This window comes from Kothea flammea (assembly GCF_052161645.1).
Lineage (GTDB): Bacteria > Planctomycetota > Planctomycetia > Pirellulales > Pirellulaceae > Laterigemmans.
The window spans coordinates 2,868,045-2,888,673 of the sequence record NZ_CP197414.1; the positions used below are offsets into that span (position 1 = coordinate 2,868,045).

Genomic DNA, 20,629 nt, shown 5'->3' on the forward strand with positions numbered 1-20,629 from the left:
CACCGACGCGAGTTTCACCCCGACCGAACTCCGTTCGGTCGATGCAACCGCCGCGCCGAATCTGAAAACGATTGCTTTCTCGCATAGGTTGGGTCTTTACCTTTGGAACGCATTGAAAAGGAGCAGCGATGGTCCAGCCAATGAACCTAATGGCGGTTGTGGGGACACCATCGGTTGGGGAAATTCTTCCCGGCGCGACCTCACTCTGTCGGGACGATCCCGTGGATGAGCAACGGGTAGGGGCGGGTGTCGTCGGCCAAACGCTCGATTCAGTATTTTGACGATACGAGTTTCAACGATGGTCCCATGTGGAGAAACCGCGGATTATCACTCAAGCTCGCAAAGACTGCGGTAAACGCTGAGGTTCTCTGATTCATAGCCAATGCTCTCTGCGGCGGCGATACTGTGGCGGGCCGCCTTCAAATCTTGCTGTTTTAAGCAGATTGCGGCTCGCGTCTCGTGTGCCAAGCCAGAGCTTGGATCGGTTTTTACAGCCTCCTCAATGAATCGGCGTGCAAGGACAAGCTCTTCGGATTCAGCATGAAGCAAGGATAGATTGATGTACGGCAGAACATACGCTGCGTCTTGTCCCAAGCATGCGCCGTATAGAACCGCGGCCTCGTTCAACTGCCCAAGTTCTTGACAGGCAAGTGCCTCCCAGTACAGGCACCAGTAGCGAGGCTTCGATGTGCGACTCGCTTGCATTCGTGATGCTTGAAAGTGCTCTCTGGCGGCTGAAAAATCCCCGTGATCCATGAGTGCGATTCCAAGCAGATAATTTTCAAAGCCATCAGAACTCGTCTGCATGCTGCCAACATGGAAATCGTTGTCTGCGGATTCAAGGAATCGAAACGCCGAGGCGCTACGGTAACGCAGGGGTAGCCGATTTCTGACCGTTTTCCATTTCTTGCGCTGGGCACCCGTCATTTGCTCGCGCTGAAGCCCTAGCAGTAAAACCAGTTCGGTAAGCTGCTGCGAGGCAACAATGCGTTCCTGGTCATTCAAAGAGGCGAACGGTGGACGGCTCTCCCAATCGTCTCTGAAAAGCAGGTGATACTCGGCGAGGGACTCAGTGGCGATACCAGACGACGTCGACTCTGTAGGAGAAGAGCGAAGGAAGGCAAGCTGGCTTCGACGAAAGGTTTCCAGATCACTTTCCAGGCGAGCCGCTTTGCCAACTCTCAATAGTTGATCCCAACGCTCATGCAGTTGCTCACTGTCGAATGGTCGAAGCAACCGTACGGCGGGAGCCGAAGCGATTAAACCCTTGGCGTCCCCGATCGTATCGTATGCCTCCACGAGGCTTCCCTGTTGCACTTGCCGCTCCGCGGCTTCGGTCATCTCATCGCAACGGTCGATGATTGTCTCGGCCCGCCAGCTACCAACACCTATCAGACCAAGGACAACGGCGAGCAATACGGCTCCCGCACCCAAGAGTTTCGAATTACAACGCAACCATTCGGTGACCAACCCAAGCCCGTTCACGGGGCGAGCGTGAGGCAGGCGTCGGCTTGCCAGCCATGCTTCCAAATCGCGGATCAGTTCGTGAGCGCCCTGGTATCGATCGACAGGCTCTGGCTGAACGCATCTTAATAGAACTGGTATCAGGGTCCGTGGTACCGATGGACCATTCAGCAGACCAAGAAGCTGAGCTTGGTTTGTCCAGTTCTTTTGCCCCGTCAGAAGTTCAATGAACACGACACCGAGAGAGTACATATCGGATCGAGTGTCAACATCTTCCTCGCCAGTCGCCGTTTCAAACGCCCGCATGTGCTCCGGCGACATATAAGAAAGGGTACCGCCGAATGAAGGCTGTCCAGAATCTGGCCGTGCCGAGTCGACTGCCGCCACGTTGAAGTCCATCAACTTGGGTGACCCGTCACCGTCAAGAATCACGTTACTCGGCTTGATGTCTCGGTGCAAAACACCTCGCGAGTGCGCGTGTTGCAACGCCCGCGCGATGCAAAGCACCCATTCGGAAATCAGAACCGCATAGGACGTTGTCTGCTTTGCATCGGATTTTGAACCCGTGCTCCGTCGATCATCGATCGAAGGCTCGCCGTCTGACTTTATTGGATGCTTGTCTTCAACAAATTCGACCACCCAATCGTTCAACTTTTGGGAATTCCATTTTGCAGTGTTCTGATAAGGCTTTTGGTTCAGCAGATCGACGAAAGTTGGGCCTTGGATCAATGGCATGACCAAACACCGGTAGGCGCCACTCATAAACTGCCCGTGAATCTGGACAATATTTGGGTGATCCAAACGAGCGAGAATTCGTCCCTCGATCCCCGAGTCCGGCGAGACCTTGATGGCAACTTTGCGGTTCAATTGGGTGTCGTTCGCGACGAAGACCGTTCCATGCGCGCCTTCGCCAACCTTCGCGCCAATCACGAATTGCCCGATGGTTGATCCGCTCTTCCATTGATGCGGTTTGGACGAAGTTTGTGATGGTTCGTGACTGACACTTGGTGACTCGACCGATTCAGAAACTAGTTGTGCTGAGTCGCGATCCGCAGCACACTGAATCGCCTGGGATAACCAATCGGAATTGATCTCTGGCCAAGCCTTGAGATAGTCCTCCTGGTCGACCCGTTCACCGGTGGTGAATTTGGAGCGGATATCCGCCAAGATGTACGCTTCGAGACACTGCAAACGCTTGACGGGGTCCGCCGGCAACGATGACTCGATCGATTCCACGCTTCCTTGCTGGAGATCGTTCAAAACCCGTTCGACCCACGGCTTTGTGCTGAACTGGGTGGCCTCATCCATAACTCATCACGCCGTCCGTTTCGTCATCGATCGCGTAACTGGCTCAACGCTAAACACCAAAATTTGGCCTCGGGACTCTGCCCTCAATTTTGAGTGTCTCACCCTCTTCGTCAAATTCTTCTTGCTCCTTTGATCCGCGGTTTCGGATTCGAAGCACGTATCCCATCGTCAGGGCGGAGATGAAGGCGGCGAGTCGAACATCGATTCGAGGACGAACTTCATCAACGGTTTCGACTAAGTCGGAAGTGGTCGCATCGAGAGCCGAAAGCAAGTCAAGCGAAGAAACTCCGCCGACAAGATCTCCGAGTTTGAATAACGCCAGTCTGGTTGTTGGGCTGCCATCTTCTACTCGGGATTCATAGAAGAAGAATGCATCCAAGGCACCGCGAAGAGTGTTCCTGGCATCCTCCACGAAAGGAGTCTGTGAACTAGTGGAGACTGAAGGTGCGAGAAGCTGCAACGGGATCACTTTGGCAGGATCCGGAGCATGGGAAACATGATTGATCTCTACATCAGGAATGTCAGTCCCGATCGTGGTTGACGAATCCAGCGGCGTGGTTTCCCCGGTATCGCTGCTCCGTGTCAGTTGATGTGGAGACTCATCCACGATCGATTCAGTTTGAACCGGCCGCCAATCTGAAATCATTCCTTGAAATTCCACGCTTGCTTGAGATTGGAGGCGAGATTCAATGGTGGACTGGATGGCTACCAAGCGGTCGAGAACCAGCGAGCGGATTGCTTCTGCGATTTCGGGTGAAACTTCGGCGTTAGTCGTGGTCGGCTCGTCGAAGACCTCCCCAGCATCGATACGCCCGATCACTTGATCAACGAGTTCATCTGTCAGCTCCAGGAACGCGTGACGAGCGTCTGACGAAGCTGGCGAAACGAGTGCCCCTTGGATCATCGGACGTAACGAATTGAGCCTCTGCGTGACTTCCGAAGTAATTGACGGTAACGCCTCGGCCCTGAAAGCCTCTGCCCTGAACGCTGCCTCCGGTAACACGCCGAGCATGGATTCCGATACCGCGACCGGATCGATGCCATCACGCGACAGGATGATCGCTGGAACATCGCTTTGAACCAAACGCGACTCAGCCTGCGTCCCTACCAATGTTGAGACATCGACGAGGACCGGTTGAGCGGCGAGTAAGCGACGGTCTTCCAAGCTTTGAATCGACAATCGGCGGGCCATTGCGACTTCCGGAAAAAAAACATTTAGTGTTTAGAGCTGACGTGTATGATAACTGAAGCTCGCCATCGAGCGATATCTGAATCTGCCGCGAGCTTTACCGTTTGGTTCCTGCAGATAGTTGGTCTCTATCGGTTGAATCACCTTTTCAGCTTGTTGTACAGTGAAGTTCTCGGAATCTTCAAAATTTCACACGCTCGCGTCTTATTTCCTTGCGTCAATTGCAGCACACGAGCAATGTGTTCCCATTCGACTTCTGCCAGCGACGGAACACGCTCATTCGATGCTTCTAGCTCCGGCTTAGTTCCCGTCCGTAACCCCAACTCATCGGCGGATATTTCTTCCGCAGTACACAGCACCAAAGCTCTTTCGACCGCATTCCGCAGCTCGCGGACATTGCCCGGCCAAGAGTGTGCCAGCATGGCTTGCGAGGCGGCCTCCGAGAATCTGGCATCGACTCCCATTTCTCGGCTGAGCGTGTCCAAAAGGAAATCAGCCAGTATCAGAATGTCGGCACCACGCTCGCGGAGCGGTGGCATTCGAAGCTCGACGACACGTAGGCGAAACCAAAGGTCTTCGCGAAACAGCTTCGTTGCGACCATCGACTCCAGGTCTCGGTTGGTGGCGGCAACGATACGCACGTCGGTTTGAATGGGCGTCGTACCGCCGACCCGTTCATAGGGCTGGCCTTCGAGCAGTCGCAGCACCTTGGCTTGGCAGTTCAGGGACATCTCACCGATTTCATCAAGAAAGATCGTTCCGCCGGTCGCACGTTCGAATTGCCCGATGCGCTGTTTCTCGGCGCCCGTGAAAGCACCTCGCTCATGCCCGAATAATTCGCTTTCGAGCAGAGCTTCGCTGAAGGCAGCGCAGTTGACAGCCACGAATGGTCCGTCACGTCGCTGACTTTGGTTGTGAACGCATCGTGCTGCGATTTCTTTTCCAGTTCCACTTTCTCCAAGAATCAAAGTGGTTGTATTGGTTGTCGCGACCTTTGAAAGTTGATTTCGAAGTGCTTGAATCGCTTCGCACTCGCCGATCATTCGAGGTTGAGCGGTTCGCCCCAACTGTTCCCGCAACCGTTCATTGACCGTTTCAACTCGCTTAAGTCGCTGCAGCCACTCCGTTGCCATACCGAGTTGCTGGGCGACCGCAACCATGAACTCAAGGTCTTCGGAAGTAAACACGTGCTCTCCCTCGGGCTTGATCAGGTGCATCGCACCGCACGCACCAAAACTGCTTGGAATGGGAACCACAATCGAAGCACCACGATCAACGACATCCGACTTCTTGGCGGCAAAAGGTGTATCCGATTGACTGCATAGCAAGAGAGCTTCATCACGCTCGATGACCCAATTCGAAAGTAGATGGCCCGAGTCAAACGTGGCGGCAAGATCGCCCTGAACGATCGACCGTAGCCTGCCACCAACGCTGCGTAGAGCCACTTTGCCTGCCTCGGCGCGGATCACATCCATCGAAGAGCGAAGGGCATAGGTGAAAAGTTGATCGACGTCGGTCGTTTTGAAAGTTTCACGCGACAGCCGGTACAAGAAGCTCAACTTTCGGATGGGTGCCGAGGTCGAATCCGCTCCGATCGGAGAGTCGGCGAAACGCCGCTTCTCCTCACCAGCCAGCCGTCGAACGCGCGTGTTGTCGACAAGCTGCGAAGCATCGATTCCTTCGGAGTCGTCGCTGCAAAAAATCAGCAAGAACTCTCCGATGCGGATGAGATCACCTGCCTGGATGTCGCTCTGCTGGATCGGCTCGCCGTTGACCAACGTTCCGTTCAGACTGCCGTTGTCCTTGATTCGCCAAGCACCACTTGATTGCTCAATGACGGCGTGTAATCGCGAAACGGACGCATCTTTGAGTTGATGAGTCGCCCCCGGGTCCCGGCCCAGGTTGCAGGACGAGCCAGGGTCGAGCGGTAAGACTTCTCCGGGTGAATTGCCCTGCAAGACGACTAATTGCATCGATCGATTTCACCATCAAGGGAGCGCACAGATTTAGACAGCGCCCAAATACGTGCGCCCAAATAACCACACTTAAGCTTAACACGCTCACTGGAAAAAACAAAACAAGTTTCCGTAAGTGATCTACCAGAAAGCACTTACGAAACAAAAGGTGTGTTCGAAATCCAGTTTGGCATTGATGCTGCTTTGATGTCGCAGCGCGAGAGCCCTTCCCCTGGTCCATCGATTCTCGCAGCAAAAGTCCTCGATGGCCGCTTCTCTCGAAATTGGACGCGCTACCGTGAAACGACATCGATCACAAAAAAAACATCGAAGTTCCCGACCGCTCGCACCACGCAGACTTCGAACAGAACGGCTCGAAGCGCGTCAGCTTTTGGCCGCCGATCTCGGTATGGCAAGGACCTTCGAGCCTGCCGACGTGAATCGTGATGGCCACGTGTCAGAGATTGACGCGTTAATGGTGATTGATGCGCTAAGCCGATCGAATCAATCGACCGACGCGGTCGATCTGTCGATGGATGTCAACAGGGATAGTCAACTATCGCCGCTCGATGCGCTGTGGATCATCAACCGCCTGAACAGCATTAGCACAGGCAGCGACAGCAGTTTGGGCGACGACGCTTTAATCGATCAACCGTCGCCGGGCATCACATCGGAAGAGACTTACACGATCGACAACACGGCTCCCACGGTCGCCATCAGTCGACAGACTCCGTCGGCAGAAGTGACCAACGCCGACAGCGTGACATTCCTGCTGAATTTCAGTGAAGACGTGGTCAATGTCACCGCGGACGATTTTGAGGTCACGGCCAGTGGTGTGACGACCGGTGAAATCACGATTGGTGACAACGGTGATAGTGACGAATCGACTTACTCCGTCTCGATAGCTTCGATCAGCGGGGACGGCGTGTTGGATCTCGACTTTGCCAGTACCCAAGACATCACCGACCTGGCGGGCAATCCAGTGAGCCCGCATTCGGAAGATGCGGTCAGCGAAACAGAAGCCGCTCTGCTACTGGCTCACGAAGGCTACTGGGTGGGCCAAGCCACGCTCCCAGGATCGCCGGTCCCGGCCACGTTCGTGAACGACATTCATGTCGATACGGAGACGGGCTACGTCACGGTTTACGCGCAAGTTAAAGTAGGCAACACCATCGTCTCGCCGATTCAGGTCGGTCCTGGTGAAACGGGGACGTTGCCCGACGGCAGCACCCTCGCCGCCCATCCAAACGCCGTCTACTTGAACGGAAGCGGTCAAGAGCTGATGGAGGCCGACGGCACCGGCACGTGGTGGGTGAAGCACGCGGTGATCGCCGAAGAAGGCTACTACAACGTGGAAGTTGAGGCTGAGGAGTATGTCGAGGTCTACGTCGAGGGCGAGCTACAAGCAGACGGCTCGATTCGAGTCGGCGGGGTCGACGAGAACACGGGGGCAGTTGGTTTCAACATCCGTGATGTCAACACGGATACCGATCCAGACACGTACACCATCACGAGGTATCGTCCGGCCAACATCGATCCTTCGGCTGGGCCGATCGACCTGACTCCGGTTCCAGACCTCGCCCGGTCGCACACGATGCAACGGTCTGCCGGCGTGAGTCCGTTCGATGGCACCGTCTACCAGGACACGGAAGACCCGGCCTCATCCAACCGCGGCCAAGCCTACACCGAGCTGATCGCAGTCACCGTCAATCCCGCCGACGGCTCGGTCACCACCGAAGTCTGGGGCACGCAGGGCACGGATACCTCGCCGGAGGCCGCCGCGTTGATCGATCTCGAGGCCGCTGCCCAGCAGCTCGGCGCGACGCAGGTGATCCTCAACGGCCCACGCTACCTGCTCGCCGACGCCGGCACCCTGACCTCGGGCGAGACGACGATCCAGACGTTCGGCGAACTCGAGATGCAACGGATCGGGTCGATCGAGCTCGATCTTGCGTCAGCGCCGACATCGCTGGAGAGCGACCCGTACGTGCCGCAAACGGTCAGCCGAAACACCGATACGATTTACTACGCCGGCTCAGAGATCTACCAGCTCACGAGCCCGGTAGGCGAAATGTATGTGATGCAGTCGACCGGCACGGAAATCGAAAATGCTGATCTCGCCGGGCTTGGCGATCGGTTAACCCTGCCCGAAGGTTGGGTCTTCGAGGTGATCACCCTCGAAGAGCCGCTACGTGTGACGGTGAGCGACGGCAACACCATCGACGTGCTGGTCGACGACCTCGGCAATGCCTATGGATACGTCGGCATCGACCCGCTTCGCTACCACGACGGCTACTTTGTTGGCGAACTCAACATTCCCGGCTTCCCCCCGGGTGCCATGGCCCACCAGGACGTGTACGTCGACTACGAGACCGAACGCGTGACGATCTACGCCCAGACTCGCGTGGGTGATCAGATTTTCGCTCCGCCGCAGATCGGCCCAGGCGAGACCACCACCCTGCCCAACGGCCAACCCGTAAGCTTCCACCCCGACGCCGTCTACCTGAACGGCAGCGGTCAGGAACTGATGGAGAGCGACGGCACCGGCCAGTGGTGGGTCAAGCACTCTTGGATCAACGGTGGTGAAGGTTACGACAATACGCCGGTGTTCCCGGCCGCGGAGTATCCGGAGCTCTATGTCGAAGGCGACTACTTCCAGGGAGGCCCGACGATCCGCATCGGCGGCACCACGCCCGAGACCGAATCGTATTACAACCTGCGCGAGCCGCTGGTCGATGGCGATCCGAACGCATTTCGATGGACGCGTTACGAGCCCGCCAACGACGATCCCGCGGTCGGCCCCATCGACCTGACACCCACGCAGCGCTTCTCCTTCGACCTCTATCGCACCGAGGCCGTCAGCGCGTTTGACGGTAGTCAGCGGACGCCCTTCGACAGCTCCAGTGAACCCACCGATCCCACGCCGGTTGCCTCACTGACTGCCAATCCCAACCCGGCACCCACCGGCTCGAACATCACGCTTACCGCGACTCCCGTTGTGACAGCTGCCCAGGTTGTCTTCTTCCGCGAGAGCAACGGCGCGCCCGGCTTGCAGAATACCGATATGCTCGTCGGCACTGACACCAATGGTGCCGACGGCTGGACCGCTTCAGTCAATGTAGGCACCACGCCGGGCACCTTTGCCTACTACGCCGTTCCGGTCAACGCGAACGGCCCGGTCGCCGCCCCAATGGCTACCACCATTGCCGTCCAAGACGGCGTGGAGACGGCGATCCCTAACGAACCGGCCGACCAGGTCTACACGACCGCCGACGGCGTTGAGTTCGTGCGGACCCCCGATGAGCAGTTCGAGAACTTGCCCGATTGGCCCTACGAACCGAAGTATGTCGAGATCGACGGCCTGCGTCAGGCCTACATCGACGAAGGCCCCGAAGACGGCCCGGTGGTGCTCTTGCTGCACGGCCAGCCCTCTTGGTCTTATCTCTACCGCGATATGATCCCCGTGCTCGTCGACGCCGGCTACCGTGTGATCGCGATGGACCACCTCGGCATGGGCCGGTCCGACAAGCCGACCGACGTCGACGACTACACCTACGAAGTCCACATCGATCGGCTCGAGCAGTTCATCGGCGAACTCGGCCTACAAAACATCAACCTCTTCGCCCAGGACTGGGGCAGCCTCATCGGCCTGCACGTCGCTGGCGAAAACCCCGAATGGTTCGCGAGCATTGCGATCGGAAACGGCAATCTGCCCGTCATTCCTGCGGGAACCGAACCCTTCCCGCCGGTACTCGACACCGACGTGATCGTCGATGTCCCCTCGCCGTTCACCGTCATGCCTGCACAACAGATTCCTTTCCGCGATGCGGACGGCGAACTGCTAGGCCAAGGCCCCGCTGGTGCCTTCGGCGACGCCTACTTCGGCAACTGGATGAACTTCGCGATGACCGGAGCATCCTTCAAGCCCTCGGACGTTGTTGAAGCGATGACTTGGTTCGACATCCCGGCCGACGAGCAGGCGGCCTATGACGCGCCGTTCCCCACCCGCGCCTACATGGCTGGCCCACGCTCGTTCCCCTCGGTGATCAACGACCTCCCGGGCGTGAACGACCAAGCCTGGGCGGGACTCGGCGCCTACGACAAGCCGTTCGTCACGATCTGGGGTGGCAACGATCCCGGCAACCTGGGCGGCTCCGAAGTGCAGCAGCGGTTGATCGATCACGTGCCAGGATCAGGCGGCCAACCGCACACGCGGCTTCCCGAAGCGAGCCACTTCCTGCAGGACGATCAAGGTGAAGAGATCGCGACGCAGCTCGTTGCGTTCTATCAAGCGAACGGCATCGAGGGCGTCGACAGCGACGAAACCAATGCCCAAATCCTGTCAGCCTATCTGGGTGCCGTCGACGTTCCGATCCCAGGACCGCTCGAAGCGATCACCGGTGCCGAGCAACAAGCAGGCGACGATGGAATGCCCTTGGTGTTTTCAACGCAAATCGATGGTTCCACCTTGTCGCCGGATGACTTTGAAATCACGACTGCTTCCGGAGCAACCACGACACCGACTGTCGCCACGCTGGCACCGGCTGATGAATCCGATGAGCTGCGAACCGTACTCTTGGCGGGGCCACTCGGTTCGTCCGATGACGTGCCAGTAAGCGTTACCGTCATCGGATCATTGCAATCGATCGATGGTGAAGAGCTTCAAGGACTTACATCCGAAGTGACGACCAACGAAGACGGTGCGGCATTGGTTTCCGCGGTTCTCGACCCCGCTGAAATGGACATGGATGGCAACCAGACGACCCCCGCCCGCGTCCAAACCACTTGGCAAGGCGGCGTGACCGGGATGTTTGGCAGTGAGCTTGGGCCGGAGGAACTGCTTGGAATCAGCCTGATCGACGTCAACGGCGACGCACATTCTCCAGTCGGCTTTGAGGACCTGGGAGACCAAGACAATCATGTGGTCCTGGTTGTCCCGGAAGGCGTCACGCCAGTGCGAGTCGATGTGAAAGCTGGCACGCTCTACGACCCAACAAATCAACCGAACCCGGAAACGTCCATCGAGATCGTTGGGACTACCGACTTAGAGGACGAGCCACAGGATGACACGCTGCGAGACTTGATTCGTGATCGCATCTCGGGGCCTCTTCCGTTGCTCATGTTGGTCGGACAGCGACGCGAACCGAGCCTTGGCAGAATGTTACTCGCTCGGCGCATGCTCACACACGTTCATGAAACCGTCGGTGAGCACGGCCTAGCCAACATGTTAAATATGCGAATGGAGGATGGCATCCGTGGTTCAGCGAATCTTATCGGTCGTGCGACGAGGCTAACGCCCGCGCTCGTGGATGCGGCGCTTCAATCGGATGCGTTTGATGATCCGGCGGAACTCTTGCTTTCGACGTTGGCGACTCAGCGAATACCTGATGGCCTTCGTGCTCGAACTGGTCGATTCTTCTGAGGAGGAAAAAGAAGCAGCAACAGATAGATCCAAGACGATTTAAGGCGAACGGCAGATAAGAATCTATCCGTAGTGGACGAGGTCACGAGTCCCCGGCGCGGACTCTTGGAATGGCGACTCGTAGCCTCGTCCACTACGGTGGGTACCGTCTCATCCGCCGCTTGCCTAAGAGTGTCAAGAAGCGGCTGGAGTAGCCGGATGACGATTCTCGCAACTAAGCAGTAGATGTTGAAATCAGATGTGCTCAACTTGGCAGTCAACACCCTCGGCTTTCACGGCAGTATCCTCAGAAGTCTTCGCCAGTGAGCTACCGTCGGTGGACAGGCTGCGATCTGTGAACGTGGAAGCCAGGGAGCTTTACGATTGTCCGATTTCACACGGAAATAGGTTTTGAGAACACGCAATTTTGGCCTTCAACTAACTTCTAGGCTAGGCTGATAAACATGCCAAGTAATCCTTACTATCCTCCGAATGAAACGACGAACGCAACGGAATGTCGTCCACATTCTAGTCTTCCAAGGAAGCCTGCCGCTGGCCTAAACTTAATACTCATGGCGTTTGGCGTTCTCATCGGAGCCCTTGCCGCGATTCCCTCGGACGCACCCCAGTTCTTCCTTTTTCTTGGTATTCATTTTTTCACGTGTGGTCTTCTGGGCGTGGCAGCACTTTGGTGCAGGGCACCGATCGTATTAGCCTTGACTCTACGCCTTGCTTCATTCATTGCCAATGCGACGCTTGCCAGCCGCATCGCTGCGATGATTCTCTACGGAGCAATTCGCGGCCCACTTGTCGTCGCTGCACTGCTTTTGGTTGGCATTCCCATTGGCGTCAACCTTGTAGCGGCGGTGGTCGTTAGCAGCAAGAAATCTAGCGACGATGCAGTCTAGACAGTCCCGCGAGCGTGTTCGTAAAGCGACCTTCGCGGGATGAATTTGCTGTTCGCGGACTCCAGCTTTCAGCGGTCGATTTCAAACTCGATTACCAGCCGCTTGGGACGATTGATTCCGTAACTTAGCCAGTAGCCTCTAGGTCGTCCTGGGGCGGATCGCGTTGGGCTCCCGGCCGAGAGTGCAAGCCACACTGGCCACCAAAGCCAGAACGACTCCCGACGTTTTACCTTGAAGAACAACCCATCTCAGGGACCGAATCTACCAAAGAGAAGCGCACAAATATCGACGGCGCACAGATCTGGGCGCTCGTATTTAGTCAATGCGAAGTCCAGCATAAGCCCGACAAGAATCAGCGGTTGTCCGCAAGTCCTTTTCGAGCAACCGTTTACGGACTCAAAGCATGGTTCGCCGATCGCTTTGGCACGTCCTGTGCGGAGAGGGAGTGTGGAAGAATCTTGTTCGTAGCCCGCCTCGTGAACGGCTCGGATTCTCCGTCCTTTTCGCATTGTGAAGAAAACTCGATGCAAAGAAAACAAGTTTCGAAACTTCAAAGCCGAAATCGCAGTTCGCGGCGGCTGGGGACGGAGTTCCTCGAAAGCCGGCAACTCATGGCGGCCGACCTTGGCATCTCGCCGGACATTAGGTCAGCCATGCTGTTGCGAATTCAGAGCAGCGGCGTTGATGTTAGCGCCGTCGTCTCGCAAATCCGATCCAGTGGAATGAGCACACAGCAGTTGATGGCGATGCGACAGCAGATCGCTGGCAACCCGGTTGCTCAGGCTGCTATTCAGCAAAGGTTGCAGGAAACGTTCGTGCAAACCGATCCGTCGACGGACTCGGTTGCAAACGAAGTGCCTGCGACGGAACCCATGGCATTGATGCCAACTCCAAGCACGGCTGATGCGTCGGAACCGGTCACGACCGAGCCGTCGCAGCAGGACGATTCGCCGAGTGAAACATCGCTACTTGAGACAGTTCGTGAACGAGTCGAAACCAGAGTTGGCAACCGCTTTGACGGTGAGATTCCTGAGCGGCTTCAGGAACGCGTTGCCGAGCGACGCGAAAGCGGTATCGACGGCCGCCAAGGTGGACCACTGAATCGACTTCGCGCCGTTGCTGATCGTGTTGAAGTCGATCCGAGTGAGTTCGTCGTTCGTGATGAGGACGGCTCGATCGACCGTGAAGCCACTCGCGCTAACGTTCGTGAGCGAGTCGAGAACAGTGAAGTTGCCAACAGCATTCGCGACCGTGTCAGTGAACGTTTTGATGGCGAGATTCCTGAGCGGCTTCAGGAACGTGTTGCCGAGCGACGCGAAAGCGGTATCGACGGCCGCCCAGGTGGGCCACTGAATCGACTTCGTGCTATCGCTGATCGCGTTGAAGTCGATCCGAGTGAGTTCGTGGTCCGTGATGAGGACGGCTCGATCGACCGCGAAGCCACTCGCGCTAACGTTCGTGAGCGAGTCGAAAACAGTGAACTGGCCAACAACATTCGCGACCGTGTCAGTGAACGTTTTGATGGCGAGATTCCTGTGTGGCTTCAAGAAAGCCTATCGCCGAATACGGCTCAACCGACGCTCGGTGCTCCACTCGTCTCATCATTGGGACGTCAGGATGTGAATCGTGATGGTGCCTTTTCCGCAGTGGACGCTCTATTGGTGATCAACGCGATCAACGATCCTGATAAAGGGTACGACGAACTCGTCGATGTCAATCTTGATGGACAAGTGACAGCCATCGACGCACTGCAGGTCATCAACTCGATGAACCGACGGTCAGCACCACCACCTGCGATTGTCGCCCCGATGGGTGCTGCCGCCATCGACGATGTGTTTGCTCGTGGCCTTGATGATGTCGACGACGAGGAAGACGAACTCTTTTTTCTCGTATAGCGCATTGAAACATGGCTTAGCAAAGCGATGCGGTTCAGCTTCCACCTGAAATCCTCTTCGCGAGATACCTACAAGCGAAGCAGTTCTGTAAACAACGGTTCTGCTTTGCATTTCATGACTCACACGGCGTCTCGACAACGAATTGAAATTGCACGCAGTCAAATTAATCGACACCCTGCCAGGGCAAATTTGCGCTGGTCTCACAACATGGAAACTTATTTAGAGCCTATCCGAAAAGGATATTTAAGAATGCAAACGAAGGAACAAGTCCAATATTCAATGGATACAATTCAACGTGCAACGTTATGGGCTGGGAACCGCTGGCCCCGGCCACCGTACGCATTGCTTTCCCTAACAGCGCTGTGTTTCATCTTGTCCCCACTCCAAGACTGCGTTGCGCAAGATGCAACGCTTACCGGAAATTGGAAATATGCATCTGAGAAAAAAAACGAGGACGCACGACTTACGGCAATTGATAAAGCGACTGATGGACTCAACTTTCTGATGCGGGGACGGGCACGTGACTTGTTGCGAGAGAAGACCAAGCCAAAAGCTACGCTCGAGATAACAGATGGCGGACATCAGGTCGCAATTGAGGTAGAAAAACGACGCATTAAATTTCAGACGGACGGTTCACCTATCCAGGTGAAAAATCAAGGGGAGACTGCGACGATCCGGGCCAAGCGAAAAGATGGGAAATTGACAGTCGAGAGCCAAGGACAAAACGGCGTTCAGACCATCGTGTACACGGTGTCAGACGATGGAACGCAACTACTCCTCGAAACGACGCTCATGGTAGCTAAAATCGAGAAAGCGGTGCGCTGGAAGTCAACTTACCTCAGAACGGAGAATCAGTAGCTGATCGGCCCGGTGTCAAGCGAGCCGCAGTCCCAACAGCTTTGTTCGACATGCTGAGAATCCGGGTCCGACTCATGAAGATACAGTGTTCGTCAAGAGGAATCTCCCAGAACACGCTCACCTCGAGTGACATCCGAAACACCATTTGGCTATCCTTAAGGCGCAGGAACCAAGATGTCTTTGAAAAACACTTGGCCCGAACACACAATCACCGACCAAGGAAGCCGAATCAACCAACGGCGTCTTCGAACAATACCTTCACTTCTTGAAAAACTAGGAAACCGAAATGCTTAAATCGCTTTTGATCGCCTCCGTCGCGTTGGTCGCTTCTTGCAACATTGGATTCGCGCAGGGCCCGCTTCGCGGAAAGAAACCAGCGGGACGGATCGTCGTTGCACCGGGGCAACAGACTAGCACCGAGTCGAACGACAAACGACAGGATGTCGAGGGTGCCATCTGGGAGTTCAAGGTCTTCGATCACACGGAGAAGGATCTCGCGAAAGCCGTGCATATGACAGGAAAGATTCGTGTCAAGCAGTCGTCCGTCTTCGCTGTTGGGAAGGTAAAGTTTCACAACCAAGAGAACAAGGAAGAAGACGGAGAGGAAGCTCGCGAGAAAATCGGCAATGAGAATCTCCAAAAAGAAGGTCTACAGTCGCAACTTCGAAACCGCCTTTCCCAGAAGTTGAATCGGAAAGAAGATGAGCAATCTGGTGGTGAGCGAATTGGTGACATCTCAAAAGGTGGATCAAACAAATACAAGTACCAGTTTGACCAAGATGACCAGTATCCGCTTTCTGGGCTCGTGAGCGTGACACCTGATCCGCAAAAGAAGAACGGAGTCTGGTCCGGCAACTACGAAGAGTTTTCCGCTGGCAAAAAAGTCAAACGCTGGCGTTTCGAGATGCGGAAGATAGAAGAATAGGGCCCGTCCGTTGATCATTTCAGGAGTCGATTACGCAATGGTTTCTGCTTTATGAAGATGCGACTCTGGGATGGTCGGGCGAGTGCAAAGAAGCTTCTCATTTTCCCACCAATCGTACTCGGCCTCGTCTTTTACGGTTGGATGGTATGGCGGGGCGAGCCACCTGCCAGGCGTGACTTGTTGGAAGCAAGTCGTGTCCTTCGCGTCATGAGTGTCGCTAAGATGGATACCGTACCGATTGTGATTGGACACGGGACGGTCGAGCCGGAACAGATTTGGCGGGCAATCGCTGAAGTGAAAGGCCGAGTGATCATGGTTCATGATCGACTCGCGTCTGGCGGATTGATTAACGCCGGCGAGGAGTTGCTGCGAATCGATCCCATTGAATACGAACTCGCGGTCGCGCAGCTTGAAGCTGACATTGAGCAGGCCAACGCGCAACTGGCCGAGTTGCAAGCACAAACGGAAAACTACTCGGCTTCATTGGCCATCGAGCAAGCGTCACTTGCTTTAATCGAAAAGGAGCTTGGACGACTTCGCACTTTGAACCGAACCAATGCAACATCGGATTCGGAGGTGGATGCCAAGGAGCGTGAGTATCTGGCACAGCGTCAAAGCGTGCAGAATCTCGAGAACTCAATCAGCCTGATTCCTTCCCAACGTAAGTCGCTTCAGGCAACTGTTGCGGTCAAGGAAACAAAACTGCAACAGGCAAAGATCGATTTGGAGAAGACGAAGATTGTCGCTCCATTCGATTGCCGGCTTGGCGACTTAAGTATCGAGATTGGCCAGTTTCTTGGTGCTGGCGAAGTTCTCTTTGAGGCCCTGAGCACGGCAGCCGTCGAATTGGATGCTCAGGTAGCTCCCCATGATGCACAAAGGTTGGTTGATTTGGAAAACGCAACTTTGATGCCAGGAAGTTTGTCGCCAGAGCAAATCCGTGAGGTGATGGACCTGAGCGTTACGGTTCGACTCCGCAGCGGTGACACGGTCGCCGAATGGGACGGGCGGGTTGGACGGTTACGTGAGCAATTCGATACCCAAACTCGAACGCTGGGAATCGTCGTTGTCGTTGATGAACCCTACGAAAAGATCATTCCTGGCCAACGTCCTGCACTCGTGCGCGGGATGTACTGCGAAGTTGAACTTCGTGCACCGGAGCGCGAGCGACGCATCGTGATCCCGCGTTCGGCGCTCACGCAGGGACATGTTTACATTTTGGATCAGGAAAATCGATTACGACGTCAGGAGGTCGAAGTCGATTTTAGCCAAGCGGGTTTTGTCTGCTTGCGTTCTGGACTTCAAAGCGGAGACATCCTGGTCGTTTCGGACGCAACGCCAGCAATTGAAGGCATGTTGGTGGAGCCGGTTGAGGATGCGGACCTGCTAGGGAGACTCACTCGGGAGGCTTCCGCGAGGAGATCTACCGAGTGATCAGCTTCTTTGCCAGACATCCGACAGCCGCCAACCTCTTGATGCTAATGTTTCTCGCTGCGGGGCTATTCAGCTTCGGCAGTCTTCGTCGCGAAACCTTTCCCGATTTTACGGCGAGTGAACTTGAGATCCGAGTCGTTTATCCGGGGGCGACGGCCCAGGAAGTCGAGGATGGGATCTGTCAAAGAATCGAAGACGCTTTGGACGGCGTCAAATTCATCTTGGAAACACGCTCCGATGCTCGCGAAGGAGTTGGCACGGTCACGGTAGAAATGGACGACGCCGGAGATTTCCCAGCTTTCAAAGACGAAATTGATTCGGCAATCGCATCGATCGACAATTTTCCGACCGACGCCGAAGAAGCGATCATTACGCAACTCAATACAACCGATTTCGTAATCGGTATGCTGGTAACCGGAGCGATGACTCCGCCCGACCTCAAAGCGTATTGCGAGGACCTCAAGCGGCGACTGCAACAGATTGACGAAATCTCGTTGGTTGAAGTGAAGGGATTTTCAGATCATCAGCTTCGTATCGAATTGTCGGCCACTGAGCTGCAGCGATACAATTTAAGCGTTTCCGATGTTGCGAGTATCGTTAGCCGACAAAGCGTCGATTTGCCCTCGGGAGCGATTCAAACGCGCGATCAAGACATTCTTGTGCGTTTCGTTGAACAGCGACGTTCACCGTCAGAACTTGAAGACCTGGTGATTCTGGGTTCGGAGGGTGGAACCGACGTGCGACTCCGCGATGTCGGCCAGGTTGCCGATCTGTTCGAACTCGACGAAGACAAAGTATGGGTGAAGGGCCGTCGCGCGGGCTTGGTCAATGTCAGCAAAACTTCCAATCAAGATGCGATTCGTGTTGCGGATGCGGTGAAACAATTCGTTGCCGATGAACGTCTACGGCAGCCGAACGTCGAACTCCTGGTGACACGCGATGGTTCGACACTGGTACGCGACCGATTGCAAATGCTGGTGAAGAACGGATTGCAAGGCGTATTGCTCGTCTTTCTTGCGATGTGGATGTTCTTCAACGTCCGTCTTTCATTCTGGGTTGTGATGAGCCTGCCGGTCTCGTTTCTTGGGGCTTTCTTTTTCCTCCCGCACCTCGACCTTACCATCAACATGATGACGATGGTCGGCATGCTTCTTGCCCTCGGATTGTTGATGGATGATGGCATTGTCATCGCCGAGAATATCGCAGCTCATCGAGAGCGCGGAAAACCGGCGATGGAAGCGGCTATCGAAGGAGTTTCCGAAGTCGCGGCAGGCGTTTTCTCGTCTTTTGTAACGACCATTTGTGTGCTTGGACCATTGGCGTTTCTGTCGGGTAACATCGGCAAAGTGCTCAAGGTGATTCCAATCATCCTGATTGTTGTCATGGCGGTGAGCCTGATCGAAGCGTTTTGTATTCTTCCCGCCCACCTCGGTCATTCGCTGCATCATGAAAAGCAACCTGGGATCATTCGACGCCGCTTTGAACGCTTCATTGAATTCCTACGAGAAGCCATCGTTGGCCGTGCTGTCGATGCGCTTCTTCGATGGCGTTTCCTGTGGTTGGGCTCCGTCGCGGGAGTCTTTCTCGTTTCGCTAGGGTTGTGGGCCGGTGGCGTGGTACGGTTCCAAGCCTTCCCGGAATTAGATGGAGATGTTGTGGTCGCAAGACTTCTGCTTCCCCAGGGGACGCCACTCTCACGCACAGAAACCATTGTCGGCGACATCACAGGTGCATTAGATCGAGTGAACGATCGATTCGCAGATCGTCAGCCAGACAATCAACAACTCGTTCAAACAACCTACGCCCAGTTCAACCAGAACTCAGACGCATTTGAGAATGGACCGCATGTCGCCACCGTCTATGCCAATTTACTGAGTGCAGAAATTCGAGACGCTCGTATTGACGAGGTGCTTGATGCTTGGCGAACCGAGGTCGGCGAGCAGGCGGATGTCTTGAGTCTGACATACACAGAACCTTCCTTCGGGCCCGCTGGGCGTCCCATCGAAATCCGCATTCAACATACAGATATTGCGACGCTCAAAACTGCCGCAACCGGCGTGATTGCTGAACTATCAACTTATGAAGGCGTCAACAATTTGTCGGATGACCTTCGAGTCGGCAAACCCGAGATGCGACTGCGGATGCGGGATGGAACGGCTGGTCTGAATTTGGATGCAGCAAGCATATCGAGCCAACTGCGTGCCGCCTTGCAAGGTGAGATTGTCGATAAAATTTTGGTTCAAGGCGAGTCCTACGAGATTGATGTACGACTGCGTGAACCTGACCGCGACAGTCTTGAAGAGCTGTCATCCTTTCTAATTGTGTTGCCCGATGGAAAGCAAGTCCCACTCGGATCTATCGTCGATATTGAAGTCGAGCGAGGGTGGTCGCGGGTTTCACGCGTGGATGGCCTACGGACGGTAACGGTTCGTGGCGACGTAGACACGCGTCTGGCAAACACCGCCTCGATCGTTAATCAGTTCGAGGACGGTTTCATGCTGACTTACCTCTTCGAGCATCCGTCGGTCTCGATCTCAATCGAAGGAGAGCATACAGAGTCGGCAAAGACGACCAGCTCGATGGGGCAAGCAATGATCGTTGGGGTCTTGGGCGTCTTCATCCTGTTAAGCTTCCAGTTCAGAAGCTACGTCGAGCCGTTGATTGTGATGGCGGCAATCCCGTTCGCCCTAATCGGCGTGATCATCGGGCACCTTATTCTTGGGATTGATATTTCCATGCCCAGTCTCTTGGGATTCGTATCGCTATCCGGGATCGTGGTCAACGATTCCATCTTACTGGTCCTGTTCATCAAACGCGCCCGTGAACAGGGAAACGACATTCAGCGTGCCGCTGCACTCGCCAGTCGACAGCGATTCCGAGCGATCTTCATCACATCGCTGACCACGATCGCTGGACTACTCCCACTTCTTGCAGAGCAAAGCCTTCAGGCTCAGGTGCTGATTCCACTAGCCGTCAGCATCACAGCGGGGCTAATGGCGTCCACCGTTCTAGTCCTGCTCGTCATCCCATGCCTCTACGTCATTCTCGAGGACCTCGGACTCGCAAGTTCACGCAATCGTTTAGGTCGCCGTGTCGAGCCGCAAGACTAAGTGGACCTCGAAACTTAATGGCTGAATCTTAGCCATCATCAGAATCGGTTGCTGTCCGTATTCAACGCGGCGGTTGGACCAACATACCGCACGAAGGAGTTCCGCAAATTGTCGGCGGTGCGAGACACCGAAGCAGTTTCGAGCCCCGACGATTCCGTCTACCGGCGGCCGACTTCGGAGCG

The 20,629-nt window shown here is 55.4% G+C and carries 11 protein-coding genes; 8 read left to right on the forward strand and 3 right to left on the reverse strand.

Annotated features, from left to right (window positions below; translation table 11 throughout):
* The first annotated feature begins 128 nt into the window (after positions 1-128).
* On the forward strand, positions 129-281 hold the full coding sequence (locus SH139x_RS10910; RefSeq protein WP_488355254.1) for a hypothetical protein: 153 nt from the start codon (positions 129-131) through the stop codon (positions 279-281).
* A 46-nt stretch (positions 282-327) separates the two neighbouring features.
* On the opposite strand, the gene SH139x_RS10915 is transcribed toward SH139x_RS10910, so the two are convergent.
* From SH139x_RS10915 to SH139x_RS10925, 3 genes are all read right to left on the reverse strand, one after another.
* Complete coding sequence (locus tag SH139x_RS10915) at positions 328-2,772, reverse strand: protein kinase domain-containing protein (protein ID WP_488355255.1); 2,445 nt, start codon at positions 2,770-2,772, stop codon at positions 328-330.
* 49 nt (positions 2,773-2,821) lie between these two features.
* Positions 2,822-3,964, reverse strand: coding sequence for a hypothetical protein (locus SH139x_RS10920; protein WP_488355256.1), 1,143 nt, complete (start codon positions 3,962-3,964; stop codon positions 2,822-2,824).
* Between the two features lie 137 nt (positions 3,965-4,101).
* Positions 4,102-5,934: a sigma 54-interacting transcriptional regulator gene (locus SH139x_RS10925; RefSeq protein WP_488355257.1), complete on the reverse strand. Its 1,833-nt coding sequence runs from the start codon at positions 5,932-5,934 to the stop codon at positions 4,102-4,104.
* Between the two features lie 280 nt (positions 5,935-6,214).
* Between SH139x_RS10925 and SH139x_RS10930 the strand changes: the two genes are divergently transcribed.
* The 7 genes from SH139x_RS10930 to SH139x_RS10960 all read left to right on the forward strand — a co-directional run bounded on the left by SH139x_RS10930 (position 6,215) and on the right by SH139x_RS10960 (position 20,447).
* Entirely contained in the window at positions 6,215-11,338 is a 5,124-nt protein-coding gene (locus SH139x_RS10930; RefSeq protein WP_488355258.1) for a haloalkane dehalogenase, read from the forward strand.
* Positions 11,339-11,889: 551 nt separating this feature from the next.
* Positions 11,890-12,225: a hypothetical protein gene (locus SH139x_RS10935; protein ID WP_488355259.1), complete on the forward strand. Its 336-nt coding sequence runs from the start codon at positions 11,890-11,892 to the stop codon at positions 12,223-12,225.
* 524 nt (positions 12,226-12,749) lie between these two features.
* Positions 12,750-14,120 carry a dockerin type I domain-containing protein gene (locus SH139x_RS10940; RefSeq protein WP_488355260.1) on the forward strand — a complete coding sequence of 457 codons (1,371 nt, stop codon included), beginning with the start codon at positions 12,750-12,752 and terminating at the stop codon, positions 14,118-14,120.
* 249 nt (positions 14,121-14,369) lie between these two features.
* Positions 14,370-14,978: a hypothetical protein gene (locus tag SH139x_RS10945; RefSeq protein ID WP_488355261.1), complete on the forward strand. Its 609-nt coding sequence runs from the start codon at positions 14,370-14,372 to the stop codon at positions 14,976-14,978.
* 286 nt (positions 14,979-15,264) lie between these two features.
* Positions 15,265-15,903, forward strand: a complete 639-nt coding sequence (locus tag SH139x_RS10950; RefSeq protein WP_488355262.1) for a hypothetical protein — start codon at positions 15,265-15,267, stop codon at positions 15,901-15,903.
* A gap of 51 nt (positions 15,904-15,954) precedes the next feature.
* Complete coding sequence (locus SH139x_RS10955) at positions 15,955-17,337, forward strand: efflux RND transporter periplasmic adaptor subunit (RefSeq protein WP_488355263.1); 1,383 nt, start codon at positions 15,955-15,957, stop codon at positions 17,335-17,337.
* Positions 17,334-20,447 carry an efflux RND transporter permease subunit gene (locus SH139x_RS10960; protein WP_488355264.1) on the forward strand — a complete coding sequence of 1,038 codons (3,114 nt, stop codon included), beginning with the start codon at positions 17,334-17,336 and terminating at the stop codon, positions 20,445-20,447. Before SH139x_RS10955 ends, SH139x_RS10960 begins: the two co-directional genes overlap by 4 nt.
* The last annotated feature ends 182 nt before the right edge of the window (positions 20,448-20,629 follow it).